Here is a 19,730-nt window from a genome sequence, read left to right as displayed (position 1 = left end):
TGCTTGCTTTATGTTAGAAGTTAGGGCTCAAGTTGTATTTGCTGTAGAAGTCATCAATCACTTCCACGGCTTCTGTCGCAGTGTCTACCACATTGAAAAGGTCAAGGTCAGCAGGGCTAATGTTTCCTTCCATCTCAAGCATCACTTTCTTCAACCAATCGACCATCCCGGTCCAGTACTCCCGTCCGACTAAAACGATAGGAAAGCGACCGATTTTCTTTGTTTGAATTAGTGTCAAAGCTTCAAAAAGTTCATCCATTGTTCCAAATCCTCCGGGAAGGACAATGAATCCCTGCGAGTATTTTACAAACATCACTTTGCGAACAAAGAAGTAGTCAAAGTCTATGCTTTTATCTATGTCTATGTAGATGTTGTTGTTTTGCTCAAATGGTAAGTCAATATTTAGTCCCACGGATTTACCTCCTTGGGCATTCGCTCCTTTATTACCTGCTTCCATGATACCGGGCCCACCACCTGTGATTACTCCATAACCGTGACGCACTACTTTAGCTGCGATTTCTTCAGCCACCTTATAGTATTTGTTGTCAGGTTGCGTACGAGCCGATCCAAAGATCGAAACACAAGGTCCAATCTTCGCCATCTTCTCAAACCCCTGAACAAACTCACCCATCACTTTGAAAATCACCCAAGAGTCTGCACTCTTGATTTCATTCCAATTTTTCTCCTTGAAGGCTTCTAGAATACGAGCCTCCTCTTCCTTACTAATTTTTTTCTTTTCTTCCATTGTAGTGTAGTAAATCTTGCAGCGCCTCGTCTAACGTTGCAAACTGAAAATTAAATCCCGTGTCTTCTACTTTTTTGCTGGCCACTCGATTGCCTCCTACCAATATATCTGCCATCTCCCCAACTATTAATCGGAGCGCAAATTTAGGAACATTCGGCAGCCAAAGTGGCTTTTTCAATACAGATGCTACTTGTTTGGTGAATTCTTTGTTGGTATGCGGGTTTGGTGCCACTCCATTAAAGGTGCCTTCATTGGAATTTTCCAGGGTATGACTAAATATTCCACACAAATCCTGAATATGAATCCAGCTCATATATTGATCCCCACTTGCAAGCGGAGCACCTACCCCGTATTTGATGGGTTTCATCAGTTCTACCAACGCACCTCCTTTTTCACTAAGCACTATTCCTATTCTGACTTTGGAAACTTTGATTTTCAATTCACTGAATTTATCTACCTCATTTTCCCAATCCTCAACTACATCAGCTAAAAATCCGGTGCCTTTTGGTGAAGATTCATCTACGAGCTTCTCCCCTGAATCCCAGCCATAGTAACCAATTGCGGAGGCAGAAATAAAGTGTTTCAATCCGGGATTGAGTTCTGCTACTTTATTTTTCAATAGTCTGGTAGAGTCAATTCGACTGTTGTATATCTCTTTTTTCCAGTCTTCTGTCCATCTTTTATCTGATACGCCTGCTCCTGCCAGGTGGATAATTGCATCGGCTGATCTAATGGCTTCATCGTCTATTTCACCTTTTTTGATATCCCAGTAGAATGTCTGGTAGTGTTTTTGCGTTGGGTTTCTTGACAGGTGTGTTACCTTATATCCATTGGACGTAAGTCGCTGACTAAGTTCTCGTCCGACGAGACCAGTTCCGCCTGTGATAAGTACCGTTTTGATTGTGTGATTTAGATTTGTTGAAGACATGAGAAATTTCGTTTATAAACATACTCTTGGATACGTTCTTTTGTTCGTGTTCACATTGACTTTCGCTCAAAAAAAGCATTCTTCTAAAGCTTCTTCATCTCAATTGAATCTGGAAGGTAAGGCTTTAACGGGTTATACTACAAGTTTTGATTTTGCACGTGAAGATGTGAGAAAGGGGTGGTGGAAGTTTGCCAGGGAATTTGGCAGTCCGCTGAACATGAAGACTTACTACAAGGTGACCATTCCTTCGGAGCGAACGGATGGAAATGTGGATCTGGAAATCTTTACTCAAACTACAGACGGGCAAGGTGGAACTGAGTTTTTCCTGGGTCTGGAGAATAAGACTTACAAGGATCAGGCTTTGACCATGATTTTAGATTTTAAGAAGAAGTTTTACATCAATGATTTGTTGGAACAGATAGAAACAAATCAAGCAAAGTCCGAAAAGCTGAGTAGCGAATATCGAGATGCCGTATTGGAGAGTAAACAACAGGAGTTGCTAAAACAGATCACAGATTTAGAAAAAGAAAATCAGCGGCTGAAAGAGAAAATTAAGAAGATTGAGAAAGGTTAAAGCAAAAAATAAGCCTCTCTCGAGGCTTATTTTTAACTTAACAGATAACCTTCTTTTAAAAATTGTATGTGTATTTCAATGTGAACAATCTGCCAGGGCTCTGTCTTGAAAACAGTGCCTCTTGATTATCGGATTTATAAACCAACTCATTATCGTCGTTTAAAATGTTCGTTACTCTGAGGCTTAGCAAAGATCTTTCAGTAAGGCTTTTTGAAACTTTGAAGTTCAACGAGTGGAATGGTTTGGTAAAAACCTCTGGTACTCGTGCCGCGCTCACATACGTTAATGTTTCACCCTGAACATTGTACGAAAGATTCGCTGACAAATCCAGATTAGGCATTTCATAGTTCAGAAATGTGTTGATTGAGAAAGGAGCCTGTAAACTTAAGTTTCTATATCGATCTACTCCTTGATCTGTTCCTCGGAAGTTCACTTCACTTTGAAACTCATTTTCACCTGTTTCGCTCACCGTAACTGTTTTTCTGTCAACTCTGGAAATGGTGTATGAGTAGTTTCCTCCGATCGTTAAATCATCAAATCTGTCATTGATTAAGCCTAGTCTCTTTTTGAATTCAAATTCAGTTCCATAAGCTACAGCAGACCCAACGTTTCTAGGCGTTACCTGATTGGGAGCTACTTCGAAAGCGACGATTGCGATATGGTTTGTGAAATCTTTATAGAAGAATGAAAGTGATGCCATCTCCCCAGGAGTGAAGAAATATTCCCATCGTAAATCATAGTTTAAAATTTCTGCCTGCTTGGTGTCAATATTTCCAATGAAGAATATCCCAGTGATTGGGTCAGCTATGAATGCTTCAGATTTCTCTTTGAAAGATGGTCTTGCAAGTGTCTTGTTGAAAGACGCGCGTAGATTCATGTCTTCGTTTACATTGTAGATCAAGCTTAATGAAGGCAAAAGATTTGTCTCACTCAGTGTTTTCTGCTTTTCAACTAAAGCTTGTGATCCATCTTCTTGCTCAACTACGCCTGTATAAAACATGTTTACTGATTCCAGTCTCACACCATATATCGATTTTAATTTATCTGTAATCGACATTTCATTCATTACGTACCCGGCAGCAAGATTTTGTTGTCCATCATATGCGTTGCTAGGATCTGTAGCATTTTGAATGAATAAACCTGTTGGACGCTCAGGGCTAATTACATTTTCTGGCAAGAGATCATTGGGATCTGTACTATCTACGTTGCTTGTGAGCAGATTGCCATATGAATAATTGTAAACATCAAATTCTCTATCTCTGTAGGTATAAGCTCCACCGAACTTAAGCTTATTCTTCTTATTTAGTTCATACTCCAAATCCACTCTAAAGCTCTCATTTACTTCGGATAGATTTCTCCAGAATCTGTTGATCAAACCACCGTTTCGGAATCCTAGCTGTCCACCATCTTCATTGATGGCTGTCTCCCTGTAATCCGGCTCATACTGCTTCGAGAAAATCAATGAGTTCGTCCAGGAAAGCTTCAATTTGCTATTCAATTGATGCTTACCGAAAAGGATATTGTTTGTCATCTGACGCTGTGCGTACGTCAGGATATCATTGTAAAGGAAAGTCGGGTTGTTAAGTGAAGTATTACTTCTTGTTCTGTCTAACGCTGAACTTACTCCATTTTGAATGTGAAGGAAATTGGTGCCGATGGTAGACTTACTAGTTTTAGCTGCCAGCGAGACTAGCCCACTCCATAGTGTTTCATCTGTTGACAGATCACCTTTTGCTGTGAAATCTCTCATGAGTTCTACATCATCGCCTGTACCGTCTCTTTCGTATCTTCTTCTTTCGAATCCTTCGAAATAGTTGATTCTGTTCCGGTAGGTAAATAATGCATTATATCCCCAGGTGAATTTTTTACCAACAATTTGATTTCTATGGCTGAATGAAAAGCTAGTGTTCATAAAGCTGGTATTTCTCGTCCCTGCAAGTGTCGGGTCGAAAAGGTTGGTGGTCTGATTGTTCTGAGGGATTTCCAAGTTGGATGTTACTGGTAATTCTCTTTGACCATTGTCAAACCCAAGAAAATCAGTTGAAGATCCCTTGTAGCTAAGGTAATCTGAATTGAAGTGCATGTCAGGATTAAAGCCCAGGCTGAAAGAAACTGATGAGCTTTTTTCCTCAGGGAAACTTTTAGTTTGGATATCAATAAGGCCACCGGTAAAAGATCCTGTTAAGTCAGGGGTGAAAGTCTTGTAGACAAGTACATTTTCCAGAATTCCTGTTGGGAAGATATCAATCTGAACATCATTCCTGTCCGGATCAAGGCCGGGAATTATCATCCCGTTAATCGATGTTTTGGTGTAGCGATCCCCTAAACCTCTCACGTAAACGTATTTGTCTCCTTGAACAGAAACACCCGTTACTCTTTTCATTGCACCTGACAGGTCGCTATCTCCAATTTTTCTGAAAGTCGCAGAAGAAATTCCATCCAATGTGTTGATTGACTTTTTCTGAACCAGCATCACTCCTACTTCATTGTCGCGAACGACTTGTGCTGTTACTACAACTTCACCGAGTTGCTGAACATCCTCTTTCATTACAACCTCCAAAACTGTTGCTTCACCATCTGCAATCTTTACATCTTCGATGATAATATTTTGGAATCCCACAGACTGAAAAACAATGGTGTGTGTGCCGCCGGGAAGTGATAAGCTGTAATTTCCATCAAAGTCTGCAACTGCTCCAATGGTGGTCCCCTTCTTAACTACTGTTGCACCAAACAATGCCTCGCCAGTTGTTTCATCTATTACCTTCCCTCTCAAGAATCCTTCCTGAGCGAATGACGATAATCCTACACATAGCAGCAGGCAAGTAAAAAGTGTTTTGTTTTTCATTTCAAAAAAATTAGATATGATTCCTTTATATGTCATATAATTTTAAAAAGGAAAAAGCACCTTGATAGAATCAAGGTGCCATTTGGTCAATATGTATGTTGATTTATTAATATCTATTGTTCAAAATCGTCGGTATATATGGAGAATGTTGCGTTCACAGCAGTGAATACAAGGTTCCCATCAATCACATTTTGTGCTGCATCTTCTTCTGAATCCAACGTTTCAGTATCGAAAGAAGCAGAAAGTTTGATTTGGCCTCCATTTGCATTTAAGTTGTTAACAGTACCTCTTGCTTTTGATTTGAAATCACAAGTGATTGAAGCTCCGCCAGTTGCCTGTATGGTTCCGTTTGTTAATGTGAAATTATCAGCAGTTCCGCCAAGTAGGTCTCCTTCTCGTCCGTCGATTTCAAGGCCTTCATCTGAATTATCATCAACAGTAACCAAGTAGTTTGAAACCTCACCGGAGTAAGACTGATCGATATCAATTGCATCATCTCCAACTTGCGTTACAACCAAGTAATCTACATCTACATTTCCACCGAAGAACTCGATTCCGTCATCACTATTTGCATAGATTTCGATGTGATCAATGGTAGTTCCTGAACCAACTCCACCAAGTGTAAACCCGTTGATTTCATCACCTGCAGCTGCGTCGATTACAGCACCACCATGTCTGATTGATACGTATTGTACAGTTCCAGAATTGTCGTTAGCATTTGTGCCTCCGTAAAGTCCGTTAGTATCGTCAGCAGGTACACCTTCGATTTGGGCAGGCACAGTTTCTTCAGAAATTGGAGCCTTACCAAGCATTACTAATCCTCCCCAAAGTCCTTTATTGTCTGCAGTAAGATTTCCATCATCCGCAGTAGTTGTCATGATGATAGGATTTGCTGCTGTTCCCATGGCCATCAACTTTCCACCACGTGCGATCATTAAAACAGCTGCATTTACACCTTCTAAATCTGCATTTCCAGTAATTACAGCTCCAGCTTCTATGGTAAGTGTAGCTCCGTCAAGGACAGTGATTCTGCCGTCAAGTTGGTGAACAACATCTGCAGACCATGTTGCATCTTCTGAAATGTTGGCTGTGTACTTAACAGTATCTAATTCTTGCTGAGTTCGAGCAGAGCCGTTGGTAAGTGTCCAATCAAAATTTGAGTCGTTTACATCTATTCCAGTAGCAGTAGCATCTGTTGATACATTTTCACCGACTGCAGTTGCAACTGCTTCCAAGGCCGCCTCTTGTTGCTCTCCAGTAGAAAGTTCAACGGCATCATCACTACCACAAGAAACCATTGTTAGTGTTCCTGTGATCAGCGTTGCGATAGCAAATAATTTTTTCATTTCGTTTTGCGATTTAAATATTCGTGTTAGATCAATTTGTATCGCAAATTTGAAATTCAGATGTTACCTGAGGTCGGTTTGACTGTTATGAAAGAGTTAAAGAATGGTCTATTCTGTTAAAATGATATTAGGAATATTAAGCGATTGTTAACATAAGACAGGTTGAAAACAAAAAAGCCCTTCAGATATGATCTGAAGGGCTTTAATAGTTAATATTCTAGCTATTCGCTGATGTTGACCTTAGATAAGATCGATTTGATAATATCATGGGTTGTCACCTCATCTGCCTCCGCTTCATAGTTTAGTAAAATCCTGTGATTAAGCACATCATCAGCAATTTCTTTGACATCTTCAGGTAGCACATAATCTCTTTGATTGAAGAACGCCATTGCTTTTGCTGCCAGATTTAAGTTGATGGATGCACGTGGTGAGGCTCCAAATTGGATATACTGTGCTTCGTCATTGAGCTTATAGTCTAGCGGGTTTCTAGTAGCAAAAACCAATTCGATGATATACTTCTCAATAGACTCTGATATGGTTACCTGATTAATTTCGTTTCTGATAGAGAAGATGTCTTCTTTTGTAAGTACGGTCTCCAATTGAGGATTGAAACTCATGTTTGAAATCCGTCTCATCACTTCCATCTCGTCTGCTTTACTCAGGTAGTCTACATGTATCTTAAGCATGAACCTATCTACCTGAGCTTCGGGCAATGGATAAGTTCCTTCCTGATCGATTGGGTTCTGAGTGGCCATAACGAGGAATGGTCTGTCCAGTTTGTATGTAGTTTCTCCAATGGAAACCGTCTTTTCCTGCATTGCTTCAAGAAGTGCGGATTGTACCTTGGCCGGAGATCTGTTGACCTCATCCGCTAAAATCAAGTTGGCAAAGATTGGTCCTTTCTTTACCTCAAACTCAGCTTTCTGCTGATTGTAGATCATCGTACCTACCAAATCTGCAGGAAGCAGGTCAGGCGTGAACTGAATTCGCTGAAAGTCTAATTTCAGCACATCGGCGAGTGCATTGACTGTAAGCGTCTTTGCCAAACCGGGTACGCCTTCCAAAAGAATGTGTCCTTGTGTGAAAAGTCCGACCAACAATCGGTTGACCATGTACTCTTGACCAATCACCAATTTCCCTACTTCAGAAATCACCTTCTGGATTTTCTCCTGATGCTCTTTTTGAAGGTCCTTATCTAGTACTTGCTCTTCCATGCTTTTTCATTTGAGTTTGGCTTGCAAAAATATGATTTGAATTCAAATATTAAAGAACCATTTGAAGTAAGGAAAAAACGGAGGATTTTCGGCGTTAAATCTTGTTAACGGCAGCCGGTCTCCTTAGAAACTTCCTATTAAATGTCCGAATTATAAGTCTCGTCCCTTTGTCATAGGTGAAGTAACTCCATATCCAGTTGTTTAGTGTAATGAGTTTATTTCTAAATCCGATCAAGTACATGATATGAACAAACATCCAGATTAGCCAGGCAAAAAAACCTTTGAAGTGCATGCCATTTGGCATATCTACGACAGCTTTATTCTTCCCGATAGTTGCCATTGAGCCTTTATCGAAATATTTAAATTTTTCTATGTCCTTGCCTTGGATGACATTTTTTAGATTTTTTGCAAGGTGTCTGCCCATTTGAATGGCGACCGGCGCCACCATGGGATGACCATTGGGAAACTCTTCGCTCTGCATCGTGGCCACATCACCAATTGCGAAGACATTCTCAATACCTTTAACCCTGCTATATTCATCCACTATTATTCTGCTCCGCTCCACCGATGATGCATCCAGACCTTCAACCACATTTCCCCGCACACCAGCCGACCATACGACGGTAGCGGTTTCAATGGTGCCTTTGTTTAACGTCACTGTATCTCCATCATAATCTTCCACAAATGTGTTGAGTTGCACATCTATATCCATCTTCCTGATGTATTTGAGTGCTTCATCTCCTGCAAAATCACTCATCCCATTCAACAAGCGACCAGATCCTTCAATCAAATGGATTTTCATTTTGGAGAAATCCAAATCCGGATAGTCCTTGGGCAGAATGTGTTTTCTAAGTTCTGCTAAAGCGCCACTCACCTCAACGCCTGTCGGTCCACCTCCAACTACCACGATGTTCATCATCTTTTCAAATTCATTCTCATCCTGAGTCATCACAGCCTGCTCAAAATTTTGCAGAATATGACTTCTGACATCCAAGGCGTGGACTATTCGCTTAAGCGGTAATACTTTAGGGCGGAAGTCTTTCTTATTGAAATAATTAGTCACGGAACCATTGGCCAACACCAGATAATCATAAGATAGATTACCAATGCTGGTGACAACCTCATTTTTAGCTGAGTCAATACCTGTCACCTTAACCATTCGGAAGAAGTAATTTGGATTCCCTTCAAAAGACTTTCTAAGTGGACCTGCAATAGAATCAGGTTCAAGCCCAGCAGTAGCCACTTGATATAAAAGTGGCTGAAATGTGTGGAAATTGTTTTTGTCCAATAGCACAATTTGTGCCTTGCTTTTTCTTAGGGACTTGGCAAGATTGAGGCCTCCAAAACCTCCTCCAACAATTACGATTCTAGGTAGATCAACATCAGGGATGGCCAGCGATAAATGAGCAGGAATTGGCATGATTGCGTTGTTTTAGTATTAAACCCAAACAAGATCAAAAGGATTCTTTTTTTACGATTTAATTATCGAAAAAATGTATCTCATTTCTCTAGCAATCTGAGCACAGCGCTCATCATAAGTTAGCGCTTCTTTTGAAGTTCCATCTGACACCTTAGGGTCTTCATAGAAAAGCTTGATTCGCGCGCTTGCTCCAGGAACATAAGGACAGTCCGCGTCAGCTTCTGAGCAGGTCATTATCGCTGCAAAACCCGAGCTGGGGTTTCCCTGATCATCAAATGTCTTGGAGAAGCAGGTCATTGGCTTGTGATCCTTCGAAAACGAAACCTGATATCTTGGGTTTTCTCCTACTCCAGCACTGATGTCGAATCCGACTCTTCTCAGCGCAGCGACGGCATTGGGGTGAAAAGCAGTGGCTTCAGTCCCTCCTGAAAATGTGGACACTTTGATGCCTGCATGATGAGCAAACACCTGAGCCCAAATTTGACTGAGATGACTTCTTCTGGAGTTGTGTGTACAAATGAAATTGAGCTCGGGGTTCTCATTGTCCCGAATATATGCGGCCAATTGCTCAAGCACCGGTTTGCGCGAATTCTCAATGTTTTGATCGAGCGACGAGATATAATCTTTGATTTTTGTGTGCATAACTGAAAAAGGGCCTTTCGGCCCTCGAAATTAACAACATCCTACAAGTTCTTTTTTTTCATCGGCGATCTCCTTGCGTCCACCCATCTGGTCATCATCCTTTAAGAAATGATAGACTTCCCACTCATAACCATCCGGATCTTTTACCCAAAACTTATCCTGTACCGCAAAGCAACAGGAGGTATTGGTTTCCTCGAGCTCGATTTTCATCAATGCTTCCAGCTCTTGTTTTTTTTCTGCCAGCTCCTCTTTCGAATTTACACGAATACCCATGTGTCCAAATTGAGGGCTAGGTGATTTTGACTCAATGAATGAAATAACAAGTCCAGGATTGTCAAGCTCAAACTTGCTGTATCCCTTCTCAACTTTTACAGGCTCTTGCCCGAAAAGTCTCTGATAAAAGTTAGTTGTTTGCTCAACATCCTTGACATTGAGTCCTACGTGAAATTTAAATTGTTCCATAATAATTGTATTTAGTCTGTTACATAGCATTTTTCGAACTGAACATCTGATGTTAGATCTCCAACTCTCCAATAGTTCCCGTCAGGATCTATAAGGCCAATAGCCTTGTCGATTACCTCACAGTTTTCCTTCAATCGTTCCTTCAATAAGAATCGTTTCATTCGATTGTGAATGTTATTCAGCTCAGCTTTTTCAATCTTCATCGTCAGCATTTGATGCGACCTACTTTTTCCTTCTGCAATTTTCAACCGAAATTGGCTGGTATTAAACTCCAAAAAATCTATCCCCAAACGCTCCGGCATTGTGTTAAATAAAGCGCGATAAAAAACCAGGCTGTCATTCAGGTTTTGACTTTTGATCGAATATTCTTTCATCGTTATATCGTATTATTACGATTGATTTGGGTAAAATTTTTTAACAACAATCAGCTGGGTTATAGCTGTCTAGTAATCCCTGTAATCTTTCCTTCACTCCATTCCATACCTCTTGATTGATACAGTAGCACATGGAGGTTCCTTCTACCGTTCCTTTGATCAGGCCTACACTTTTCAGTTCTTTTAGATGCTGAGAAATGGTAGCCTGAGCCAATCCCAGTTCCTCAACCAAATCACTATTGATGCATTGGTTAGCTTTAATCAGATGCTCCAATATGGCAACCCTGGCCGGGTGTGCGAATGCCTTGGCTACTAACGCCAATTCATTTTGCTTCTCGGTAAATAAATCTGTTTTGCTAACTCCCATATCGTAATATTACGATGAATAATTTATTTGGTTGTTAAATAATATTTTTTTCTTAACCAAAATGCAACGCGGACGAGTAATATTAACGCCGGAACCTCCACCAAAGGCCCGATCACACCAGCAAAAGCCTGCTCTGAGTTCAACCCAAAGACTGCAATTGCCACTGCAATTGCCAATTCGAAGTTATTTCCTGCTGCTGTAAAAGCTACAGACGCATTTTTATCATACTCCGCTCCGACAGCCTTACTTACAAAGAATCCGATCAAAAACATGAGTATGAAATAGATTAAAAGAGGCACAGCAATTCTCAGTACATCCATTGGTATCTGAACAATCAGTTGACCTTTCAGTGAAAACATAACGACAATTGTAAATAGTAATGCGATCAAGGTTATTGGTGAAATCGTTGGTATGAAGGTGTTTTTATACCATTCCTCTCCTTTTAGCTTGACCAATACCAATCGGCTAATAATTCCTGCCAGAAAAGGAATACCCAGGTATATGGCCACACTTTCTGCAATAGTTGCTATTGAAATATCCACAATTGATCCTTCAAAGCCGAAATAAGGTGGAAGTATTGTGATCAACAACCAGGCATAGAAACTATAACCAAAGACTTGAAAAATACTATTCAATGCCACTAAGCCTGCTCCATACTCACTACTCCCTTCGGCGAGATCATTCCACACCAATACCATGGCAATGCATCGCGCCAGCCCAATAAGAATCAAACCAATCATATATCCTGGATAATCCTGTAAAAAAGTGATCGCCAGAATGAACATCAGTAACGGCCCGATGATCCAGTTAAGCACAAGTGATAAAGAAAGGATTTTGACATTTCGGAATACTTTGGGAAGCAATGAATAATTGACCTTTGCTAGTGGAGGATACATCATCAATATCAATCCAATAGCTATTGGCACGTTAGTGCTTCCACTGCTCATTGAATTGACATAATCTGCAATAGGTGGAAAAAGGTACCCAACTCCAACACCTACAACCATCGCTGTGAAAATCCAAAGTGTTAGATATTTATCCAAAAAGCTCAGTTTCTTCATGGTCTTATATTTATATATCGCAATATTACAATGAATAACTAAACAATCAAAAGTTGTAACTTCAACTCATGATCAATTTGGCCAAACTAATTCTTAAAATTCTGCCATGGTTACTCACCGTAGGCCTACTTTCCTGGATGTTGATACAGGAAAAAATGAACTTCTCTCGCGAGCGAATCACTCAAATAGAGACAAATACAATTTTGACCAAAGTGGAACAGATGGGGAAGATGGAGCTGGTCAAATACAACTTTCAGGAGGTTACAGAAGTAAAAAAAATCGCTGGCGAGATTGATCTAAAAATTTTTAAGTACAAGCCTGTACCTGACTCCAAAGGAGTGCTGATTAGCCAGGGAAGTGCCGTGGGTTGTATAGACCTTCAGAAAATGAAAGCTTCAGATATTGATTTTTCTAAAGCTGGAGATACGCTTTTTATTAAACTTCCTGCACCTGAAATTTGCTACTTCAAAATTGATCTGGAGAAGTCAAGACTATACGATTTACAAATCGACTATATGCGTGGTGATGATAGAAAGCAGTTTGTTCAGGAGCTATATAAGGTGGCTGAGCAAGAAATCAAGGATGCTTCATTGCAATCGGGTATATTGGAACAGACTAAGGAAAATGCGCACACAATCTTGCGGCCATTGCTGGAGTCCCTGTCGGGAAAAGTGGTCATTCTCAATTTCGATATGGAGACTGCTATTCTCCCATCATACTGATATTGCTCTTGCCCAAACCCGAAAACCCATTTATCATTGCTTTTGGCCATGAAGAAGTTTGTAGAAGTTCGAAAGTTAATTGCAGAGAAAAACCCCGCACTTCTTAGGTGGCTTCCTGGCTTTCTAATCAGATGGGTAGAACGAATCATTCATCAGGAGCAGGTCAATGCCTTTATGGCAAAAAATGAAGGGGCAGATGCATTCGATTTTTGTGAGAATACGGTAAACCTTCTCAAGCAGAAATTAAGCATCACCGGAATTGACAATATTCCGCCTTATCCTGAGAGTTGCATATTTGTTGCCAATCATCCATTTGGAGGTATGGATGCTATTACCATCATCCATTTGCTAAAGGATGTGAGACCGGACATCACATTCATTGTCAACGATCTATTGATGGCCTTGACAAACCTGAAAGAAAAGTTCGTAGGTGTAAATAAAGTGGGGCGTAGTGCCGCCCAATCTCTGCAAAAAGTGGAGGAGCAATTCGCATCAGGAACTGCCACCTTCCTTTTTCCAGCCGGGTTGGTAAGTCGGAAGATTAATGGCGAGATAATGGATCTCGAGTGGAAGAAGACATTTGTCACCAAAGCCAAAAAATATAAGAAACCTGTAATTCCTGTTCATATAGATGGACGACTTACGAAGCGATTCTATCGATTGGCCAGGATACGGAAGTTTTTAGGTATTAAATTGAACATAGAAATGTTCTTTCTTGTAGATGAGCTTTTCAAGCAAGAAAATAAGGAAGTAAACATTGTGATTGGCGAGCCTGTTTCACCTGAAACATTCACCCGAGAAAAATCAGATGTCGAATGGGCGCAGTGGATGAAGAACGAAGTATATAAATTAAAAGAAAGTCAAAAAACATAAATGCACGACCAAGTAGCTATCATACCGCCTGTACACCGAGATCTGATTGAGCAAGAGCTTAATACTGATCGGTTTGTTCGTGATACCAACAAGGGAAACAATAAAATCTACATCATCAATCATCACAACTCTCCACACACCATGCGGGAAGTAGGACGATTACGTGAAGTTTCTTTTCGGTATGCAGGAGGTGGCACAGGTGAGGAAATAGACATTGATGCGGCCGACACTAGTGAGCGCTGCTATGAGCAGTTGGTGGTGTATAGTCCAGAGGATCAAGAGATCATTGGCGGCTATCGATTCATTACCGGTGAGCGGGCACGCAATCCTGAAACCGGCGAGTTTGAATTATCAACCGCTCATTATTTTGATTTCTCTGAGCAAATGAAGGAGGAGTTCCTTCCTGATTCAATTGAATTGGGACGATCGTGGGTCCAACCTAATTATCAGCCTTCTATAAATCCGAGAAAAGGATTATTTGCGCTCATGAACATTTGGGACGGACTTGGTTGCTTAACCCTGCGATATCCGGAGATCAAGTACTTCTTTGGCAAGGTGACAATGTATACCAGCTACAATAAAGAGGCGAGAGATATTTTACTGTCCTTTATGGAGCATTACTTTCCAAATAAACTCAATTTGTGCCAGCCCAAGCAGGAGCTTCATTCAGGTTTTGACAACACGCTTTTCAAAGAACATTTTACTGAAAAGATGGACTATCAGGAGGGTTTTAAACTCCTAAACAAGCTCCTGAAAGAAAGAGGTGAATTTGTGCCTCCATTGATTAATATCTACATGAGCTTGTCATCTACTATGATGACTTTCGGTACAGCTCAAAACCCCGACTTTGGTGATGTAGAGGAAACTGCTATTCTGGTAACGATCGATGATATACACCAGGAGGTGATCGATCGGCATGTGAATTATTAATCAAAAAAAACCCTGACAACTTTCGCTATCAGGGCTTTAGTACCTCGGATGGGACTTGAACCCATACGACCGCAATGGTCACAGGATTTTAAGTCCTGCGTGTCTACCAATTCCACCACCGAGGCAGGTAGTTCTTCAAAACAAAGATGCCGCATCTAGTGCGGCATTGCTTTGAATGTCTGAGCGGGAGACGGGATTCGAACCCGCGACCCCGACCTTGGCAAGGTCGTGCTCTACCAGCTGAGCTACTCTCGCTTATTGCTTCTCTTCCTTTGAAAAGGATTGCAAATTTATATGAAGCTCCAATAATTACAACTATATATAAGACAAAATTGACCTTGCAGATAGATTATCAGCCAATAAAATCATTGTCTTCCCAAATCTGTCTTTTTTTAGCTTATTAAAACCAATTAATTAAATCTTAAATAATCAAATAATAAGGCCTCCTTTCGATCAATCTCCCATTAATAACAGATGAAATGCACACTCTGATCGAGGTGAAAAATCATGCAAAAAATCACTAGTAATTTGACCTAGATTAAATCCGTGATTTACCGAGGAATTGAGCGTTACGTTTTTTCTCACTTTTGTATTGTTCAATAGAACTAGAAAGTACAAAACCACATAAACGAGAAAGAAAATGTTCAGAGAAGAAATCGAAATGACGCTAGAATGCGCTGTGAAAGTAAGAAAGCATTTGGTAAGAATTCTTGAAGGAAATCAAAACGCTGAACTAGAAGCTCAACTTCAGTATGTAAACAGTCTGATCATGGAAGCTGATTCCATGCAGAGCCAAGCACTCGTTGCTTAAGACCCCTTAAGCACTTCCTTTAATTCATTGAGTTTCAATAGCGCCTCCACCGGTGATGTTGTATTCACATCAATATTGCGAAGGATATCCAACATCCGATCCATTCGAGGATCGGCTTCAAACAAATTCATTTGGAACTGCTGAGTAGGCAGTTCTTCTAGTTTCTGGCGGTCACTATCCGTCAGTTTTTCTTTCTCCAAATGCTTTAAAATTTCGTTTGCCCGAATAACAATTTCATTGGGCATGCCTGCCATCTGGGCCACATGAATACCAAAACTGTGTTCAGTACCTCCTTCAACTAGCTTTCGCATGAAGATCACCTTATTTTCCAGCTCTTTTACAGAGACATTAAAGTTCTTAACACGAGGAAGATCTTTCACTAACTCATTCAACTCATGATAGTGTGTAGCAAAAAGCGTCTTGGCTTTCGATTTGGGATGGTTGTGCAAATGCTCCACTATTGACCAAGCAATCGAGATTCCATCATATGTGCTCGTTCCTCGTCCAATTTCATCCATAAGCACCAGCGAGCGATCGCTTAGATTATTCAGGATACTTGCAGTTTCAGTCATCTCTACCATAAATGTAGACTCACCTCGGGAGAGATTGTCCGAAGCGCCAACACGTGTAAAAACCTTATCCACCAAACCTATCTTTGCATAGCCTGCCGGAACGAATGAGCCCATTTGAGCCATTAGCGTAATCAAAGCTGTCTGTCGAAGCAAGGCAGACTTACCCGCCATGTTCGGGCCGGTAATGATCATCACCTGCTGTGATTCATTATCGAGGTACACATCGTTTGCAATGAAGTCCTCTCCTTGTGCCAGGTTGCGTTCAATTACCGGATGGCGACCTTCTTTGATGTCCAGAATCTTATCCTCTGAGATACTAGGCCTGCAATATTTATAAGACTGAGCTTGCTCCGCAAAGCAAGAAAGACAGTCAAGCTGCGCAATTACTTTAGCATTTTGCTGGATGGAATCTATGTATGTGTGCGCAAAGGCTACCAACTCACCATACAGTCCTTGTTCCAGGACAGCAATCTGTGATTCAGCGGTAAGAATTTTCTCTTCGTATTGCTTTAGTTCTTCGGTGATGTATCGCTCGGCATTTACCAGTGTCTGCTTTCGAATCCATTCCTCCGGCACCTTGTCTTTATGCGCATTTGATACTTCGAGGTAGTAACCAAAAACTTTGTTGTAGGCAATCTTCAGCGAGCTGATACCTGTACGCTCGATTTCACGGTCACGAATTCCCGACAGAAAATCTTTCCCTGAAGTAGAAATCGCCCGAAGCTCATCGAGCTCTTCATTTATACCCGTTTCAATCACACCTCCCTGATGTAATTGCAATGGAGCATCTTCCTTCAATTCATTGCTTAGTTTTTCAATCAGCTTTTCACATGCATTGAGTAGGTCATGAAAAGCATTAAATGCCTTTTGATCTTTAATGACATCTCGAATGGGCTGTATCTGTGTTAAGCTCTTTTTGAGTTGGAGCAGCTCACGCGGGTTGACACGACTTGTTGCTACTTTACCAACCAATCGTTCAAGGTCACCAATTCTTTCTAGATGCTCTATAAGCGATGAGTGTAGCTCATCTGCTTCGGTCAGTACTTCAACCACATCAAGGCGTTGATCGATCTCAGGTTTGCTTTTCAGTGGCAACACCATCCATTTTCTCAATAACCTCCCGCCCATCGGGGTGAGCGTGTGGTTAATGGTGTCAATTAAGGAAATTCCATCGGGTTGAGCTGCCTGAATCAGCTCAAGGTTTCGAATGGTAAAACGATCCAACCAGACGTATTTGTTTTCATCAATCCGAGAGATTGACTTGATGTGATTTGTCTCCTTGTGCTCCGTCTCATCGAGGTAATAAAGGATGGCACCTGCAGCAAGAATTCCTTCCGAAAGTTCTTCTATACCGTAGCCTTTCAGGTTAGGCACATTGAAATGGTTGGTTAGTTTTTCATAACCATAATCTTTACTGAAAATCCAATCTTCTAAAGGATATGAGGAAAAGTGTTCGCCATACTTGCTTCCATAGATGTCTCGACTTGGCTTGGGATAGATGATTTCTGAAGGCTGAAAGCCACGTATGAGCTTATCTACATAATCTTCGGTTCCAGCTGAAACCATAAACTCTCCTGTAGAAAGATCTAGAAAAGCAACACCGCATTTGTCCTTATCAAAATAGATTGAAGCAAGGAAATTGTTTTTGCGTTGATCAAGCACATTGTCATTGAGAGATAAGCCCGGTGTAACGAGTTCCGTAACTCCACGCTTGACAATTCCTTTTACTGACTTTGGGTCTTCCAATTGATCGCAGATTGCAACCCGGTATCCAGCTCGAACAAGCTTGGGCAAGTAGGTATCCATGGCATGATGTGGGAATCCTGCCAGCTCCATTTCTTTCTGCGAACCGTTGGCTCTTTTGGTCAGCACAATGTCCAGCGTTTTGCTGGCCTTAACTGCGTCTTCTCCAAAAGTCTCATAAAAATCGCCAACTCTGAACAAAAGCAACGCACCCGGGTACCTGCTTTTGATCGCATTGTACTGCTTCATGAGTGGTGTTTCTTTTGCTTTGATCTTAGTGCCTGCCATGCAGATCGTTCAGTTTAATTTTGCCAATTAGATTGCAATATTAACCTGAATAATCGATGCGGAAAATAAAGAACGAAGAGCTAAACCGGCTATCGCCTGAAGAATTTAAGAAAGCTGAAAAAATACCTGCTGTTTTGGTGCTTGATGATGTCCGTAGTGCAATGAATGTTGGCTCAGCTTTTCGAACTTCTGATGCATTCTGTCTTGAAAAAATTTATCTGTGTGGTATAACTGCTCAACCACCGCATCGGGAAATTAATAAGACTGCCCTCGGCGCACAGGATACGGTTATTTGGGAGCATAATGAAAACATAAGCCAATGTATCAACGACCTAAAGAAGGAAGGTTACCAAATCATTGCGGTTGAACAAGCTGATAAGAGCACTTCTCTACTTGATTTTAAAGTAGAAAAAGGCACCAAGTACGCCTTCGTTTTTGGTAACGAGGTATTTGGCGTAAATGATCAGGTGGTAGAAACAGCAAACACTGTTTTGGAAATACCTCAGTATGGCACCAAACATTCGCTGAATATATCAGTCAGCATCGGAGTAGTGCTTTGGGATTTTGTGAGTAAACAAAAAAGGCTTCCTATTTAAGGAAGCCTTTTTATCTCTTTTTATTGATTTAAATCAACCTGCTTCATATTCTATTTCAAGAATTCGCTCCTCAAACATTCCTAACGCAATCTTGTCTTCTCCAAGCACATCAAATAGCTCGAGGGCTCTTCTTGCGATGTACTCTTCTTCGATTTGCTCCTGAACGAACCAACGCATGAATTCCTCGGTGGCTATATCGTTGTATTTTCTGCACTCACCTACAATTTCATGAATAGAATCGGAAACTGCGATTTCGTGCTCCAGTGCCTTTTCGAACACTTCTCGTAATGAGCCAAAGTCATGCTGGCTTTCCCCAACGGTTGGAGAAACAGCATCACATTCCATATCGCATAAGTAATGGAAAAGCTTTAGCTGATGTTTGCGTTCTTCTTCAGATTGCTGAAAGAAAAATTCAGCACTGTTATCATATCCTCGTACATCACACCATGCAGCCATTGCCAGGTAAGAGGCTGAAGAATGGGCTTCCATTTTTATCTGTCGATTGATGACATCAACAATCTCGTCTTTCAATACGTGATGTCTTCTTAAAATATCTTTCATGTCAAGTTCTGTTCTTAATTGGCTTTATATTCAACCAATCAAAAGTTAAATACGTTCTTTCGTAAAATCTTTTGAATGGCACTGTTAAGTGCTAAGGTATCGAAGGTTCCGTTTAGAAGCTCTCTAAATTCCAGGATCTCACGCAGGCTTAGAAGTAGGAAACGATCGCAATGTGGCAGGTGAACAACTTCCACATCAGGCGCGGTGCTTTCCAGCAGTTCCATAATGTCAAATGCCATGATTCGCTTGCGGAAAGCAAATAGGTCACACAGCTTAAATTGAATTTCTTCCTGATCGAATGTCAGAAGAAAGCTGTCTGTAAGCTCGCATTGGGCGATTGAAGCACTTTTTGTTCTATAAATCTCTTCCTGCATTTTCACACATTGAATGTAAAGTCGGACATGACTTGCAGTATTTCCCTTTCTTCTTCATGTACTTGAAGCAACATTCGTCCTTCAATTTCTTACCCTTCTTTTTCTTCTTTTGAAGATGCTCTTCATAAAGCTTAGAAACCGGAAGTTGTACTGGGACTCTACTCATCAATTCTCCTTATTTAGATAGATTCTAAATAGAATGCAAACGTAATGCCCAATGGTGATTTCAGCAAGCTTATTTAGACTAATTCTAAATGATTTTTGTCAGGTTGCTGGCAAGTT

The 19,730-nt window shown here is 40.9% G+C and carries 21 protein-coding genes and 2 tRNA genes; 6 read left to right on the top strand and 17 right to left on the bottom strand.

Annotated features, from left to right (window positions below):
* Window positions 1-13 precede the first annotated feature (13 nt).
* Both ACL8WY_RS11165 and ACL8WY_RS11160 read right to left on the bottom strand, forming a co-directional pair.
* A complete protein-coding gene (locus ACL8WY_RS11165) occupies window positions 14-745 on the bottom strand; it encodes a TIGR00730 family Rossman fold protein (protein WP_436514813.1) in 732 nt (243 codons plus the stop codon).
* A complete protein-coding gene (locus ACL8WY_RS11160) occupies window positions 723-1,673 on the bottom strand; it encodes a TIGR01777 family oxidoreductase (RefSeq protein ID WP_436514812.1) in 951 nt (316 codons plus the stop codon). The genes ACL8WY_RS11165 and ACL8WY_RS11160 overlap by 23 nt, the downstream gene beginning before the upstream one ends.
* Between ACL8WY_RS11160 and ACL8WY_RS11155 the strand changes: the two genes are divergently transcribed.
* The gene (locus tag ACL8WY_RS11155; RefSeq protein WP_436514811.1) at window positions 1,672-2,247 is read left to right on the top strand and encodes a hypothetical protein; all 576 of its coding nucleotides are present in this window, start codon (window positions 1,672-1,674) and stop codon (window positions 2,245-2,247) included. The genes ACL8WY_RS11160 and ACL8WY_RS11155 overlap by 2 nt on opposite strands.
* Window positions 2,248-2,302: 55 nt before the next feature.
* On the opposite strand, the gene ACL8WY_RS11150 is transcribed toward ACL8WY_RS11155, so the two are convergent.
* From ACL8WY_RS11150 to arsB, 9 genes are all read right to left on the bottom strand, one after another.
* Window positions 2,303-5,092 (bottom strand): TonB-dependent receptor domain-containing protein, encoded by a 2,790-nt coding sequence (locus ACL8WY_RS11150; protein WP_436514810.1) that lies wholly within the window; start codon window positions 5,090-5,092, stop codon window positions 2,303-2,305.
* A gap of 113 nt (window positions 5,093-5,205) precedes the next feature.
* Window positions 5,206-6,438, bottom strand: a complete 1,233-nt coding sequence (locus ACL8WY_RS11145; RefSeq protein ID WP_436514809.1) for a hypothetical protein — start codon at window positions 6,436-6,438, stop codon at window positions 5,206-5,208.
* Between the two features lie 221 nt (window positions 6,439-6,659).
* Window positions 6,660-7,652, bottom strand: coding sequence for an AAA family ATPase (locus tag ACL8WY_RS11140; protein ID WP_436514808.1), 993 nt, complete (start codon window positions 7,650-7,652; stop codon window positions 6,660-6,662).
* Between the two features lie 94 nt (window positions 7,653-7,746).
* Entirely contained in the window at window positions 7,747-9,072 is a 1,326-nt protein-coding gene (locus ACL8WY_RS11135; protein ID WP_436514807.1) for an NAD(P)/FAD-dependent oxidoreductase, read from the bottom strand.
* A gap of 51 nt (window positions 9,073-9,123) precedes the next feature.
* A complete protein-coding gene (locus tag ACL8WY_RS11130) occupies window positions 9,124-9,714 on the bottom strand; it encodes a low molecular weight phosphatase family protein (RefSeq protein ID WP_436514806.1) in 591 nt (196 codons plus the stop codon).
* A gap of 30 nt (window positions 9,715-9,744) precedes the next feature.
* Window positions 9,745-10,176, bottom strand: a complete 432-nt coding sequence (locus tag ACL8WY_RS11125) for an ArsI/CadI family heavy metal resistance metalloenzyme (protein ID WP_436514805.1) — start codon at window positions 10,174-10,176, stop codon at window positions 9,745-9,747.
* Window positions 10,177-10,187: 11 nt separating this feature from the next.
* Complete coding sequence (locus tag ACL8WY_RS11120) at window positions 10,188-10,550, bottom strand: hypothetical protein (protein ID WP_436514804.1); 363 nt, start codon at window positions 10,548-10,550, stop codon at window positions 10,188-10,190.
* A gap of 40 nt (window positions 10,551-10,590) precedes the next feature.
* Complete coding sequence (locus ACL8WY_RS11115; protein WP_436514803.1) at window positions 10,591-10,917, bottom strand: ArsR/SmtB family transcription factor; 327 nt, start codon at window positions 10,915-10,917, stop codon at window positions 10,591-10,593.
* A 23-nt stretch (window positions 10,918-10,940) separates the two neighbouring features.
* Window positions 10,941-11,978, bottom strand: a complete 1,038-nt coding sequence (arsB, locus tag ACL8WY_RS11110; protein WP_436514802.1) for an ACR3 family arsenite efflux transporter — start codon at window positions 11,976-11,978, stop codon at window positions 10,941-10,943.
* 77 nt (window positions 11,979-12,055) lie between these two features.
* Here arsB and ACL8WY_RS11105 point away from each other — a divergent pair, with 77 nt between their 5' ends.
* From ACL8WY_RS11105 to ACL8WY_RS11095, 3 genes are read left to right on the top strand one after another with little or no spacing between them, the layout of a single operon-like run.
* Window positions 12,056-12,700: a DUF4230 domain-containing protein gene (locus ACL8WY_RS11105; protein ID WP_436514801.1), complete on the top strand. Its 645-nt coding sequence runs from the start codon at window positions 12,056-12,058 to the stop codon at window positions 12,698-12,700.
* Window positions 12,701-12,748: 48 nt separating this feature from the next.
* Window positions 12,749-13,573, top strand: coding sequence for a 1-acyl-sn-glycerol-3-phosphate acyltransferase (locus ACL8WY_RS11100; protein ID WP_436514800.1), 825 nt, complete (start codon window positions 12,749-12,751; stop codon window positions 13,571-13,573).
* Complete coding sequence (locus ACL8WY_RS11095; protein ID WP_436514799.1) at window positions 13,574-14,503, top strand: GNAT family N-acyltransferase; 930 nt, start codon at window positions 13,574-13,576, stop codon at window positions 14,501-14,503. It abuts the gene before it with no gap.
* A gap of 40 nt (window positions 14,504-14,543) precedes the next feature.
* Here ACL8WY_RS11095 and ACL8WY_RS11090 read toward each other — a convergent pair.
* Together ACL8WY_RS11090 and ACL8WY_RS11085 are read right to left on the bottom strand one after the other, a co-directional pair.
* A tRNA-Leu gene (locus ACL8WY_RS11090) sits at window positions 14,544-14,628 on the bottom strand.
* A 57-nt stretch (window positions 14,629-14,685) separates the two neighbouring features.
* Window positions 14,686-14,758: transfer RNA gene (locus tag ACL8WY_RS11085), tRNA-Gly, on the bottom strand.
* A 385-nt stretch (window positions 14,759-15,143) separates the two neighbouring features.
* Between ACL8WY_RS11085 and ACL8WY_RS11080 the strand changes: the two genes are divergently transcribed.
* Window positions 15,144-15,314, top strand: a complete 171-nt coding sequence (locus ACL8WY_RS11080; protein WP_436514798.1) for a hypothetical protein — start codon at window positions 15,144-15,146, stop codon at window positions 15,312-15,314.
* On the opposite strand, the gene mutS is transcribed toward ACL8WY_RS11080, so the two are convergent.
* On the bottom strand, window positions 15,311-17,917 hold the full coding sequence (gene mutS, locus ACL8WY_RS11075) for a DNA mismatch repair protein MutS (RefSeq protein ID WP_436514797.1): 2,607 nt from the start codon (window positions 17,915-17,917) through the stop codon (window positions 15,311-15,313). The two genes, ACL8WY_RS11080 and mutS, sit on opposite strands and share 4 nt — an antisense overlap.
* Window positions 17,918-17,973: 56 nt before the next feature.
* On the opposite strand from mutS, the gene ACL8WY_RS11070 reads away from it, so the two are divergent.
* Complete coding sequence (locus ACL8WY_RS11070; RefSeq protein ID WP_436514796.1) at window positions 17,974-18,513, top strand: TrmH family RNA methyltransferase; 540 nt, start codon at window positions 17,974-17,976, stop codon at window positions 18,511-18,513.
* A gap of 33 nt (window positions 18,514-18,546) precedes the next feature.
* Here ACL8WY_RS11070 and ACL8WY_RS11065 read toward each other — a convergent pair whose 3' ends face one another.
* From ACL8WY_RS11065 to ACL8WY_RS11055, 3 genes are read right to left on the bottom strand one after another with little or no spacing between them, the layout of a single operon-like run.
* The gene (locus ACL8WY_RS11065; protein WP_436514795.1) at window positions 18,547-19,074 is read right to left on the bottom strand and encodes a ferritin; all 528 of its coding nucleotides are present in this window, start codon (window positions 19,072-19,074) and stop codon (window positions 18,547-18,549) included.
* A gap of 38 nt (window positions 19,075-19,112) precedes the next feature.
* Window positions 19,113-19,448 (bottom strand): hypothetical protein, encoded by a 336-nt coding sequence (locus ACL8WY_RS11060; protein WP_436514794.1) that lies wholly within the window; start codon window positions 19,446-19,448, stop codon window positions 19,113-19,115.
* Window positions 19,429-19,614 carry a hypothetical protein gene (locus tag ACL8WY_RS11055; protein ID WP_436514793.1) on the bottom strand — a complete coding sequence of 62 codons (186 nt, stop codon included), beginning with the start codon at window positions 19,612-19,614 and terminating at the stop codon, window positions 19,429-19,431. Before ACL8WY_RS11055 ends, ACL8WY_RS11060 begins: the two co-directional genes overlap by 20 nt.
* Between the last annotated feature and the right edge of the window lie 116 nt (window positions 19,615-19,730).

The sequence above is a fragment of the Ekhidna algicida genome (assembly GCF_051379705.1).
In the GTDB taxonomy this organism is placed as follows: Bacteria; Bacteroidota; Bacteroidia; order Cytophagales; family Cyclobacteriaceae; genus Ekhidna.
Note: the sequence above shows the minus strand (reverse complement) of the source record. Positions and strands in the feature narration are given on the sequence as shown.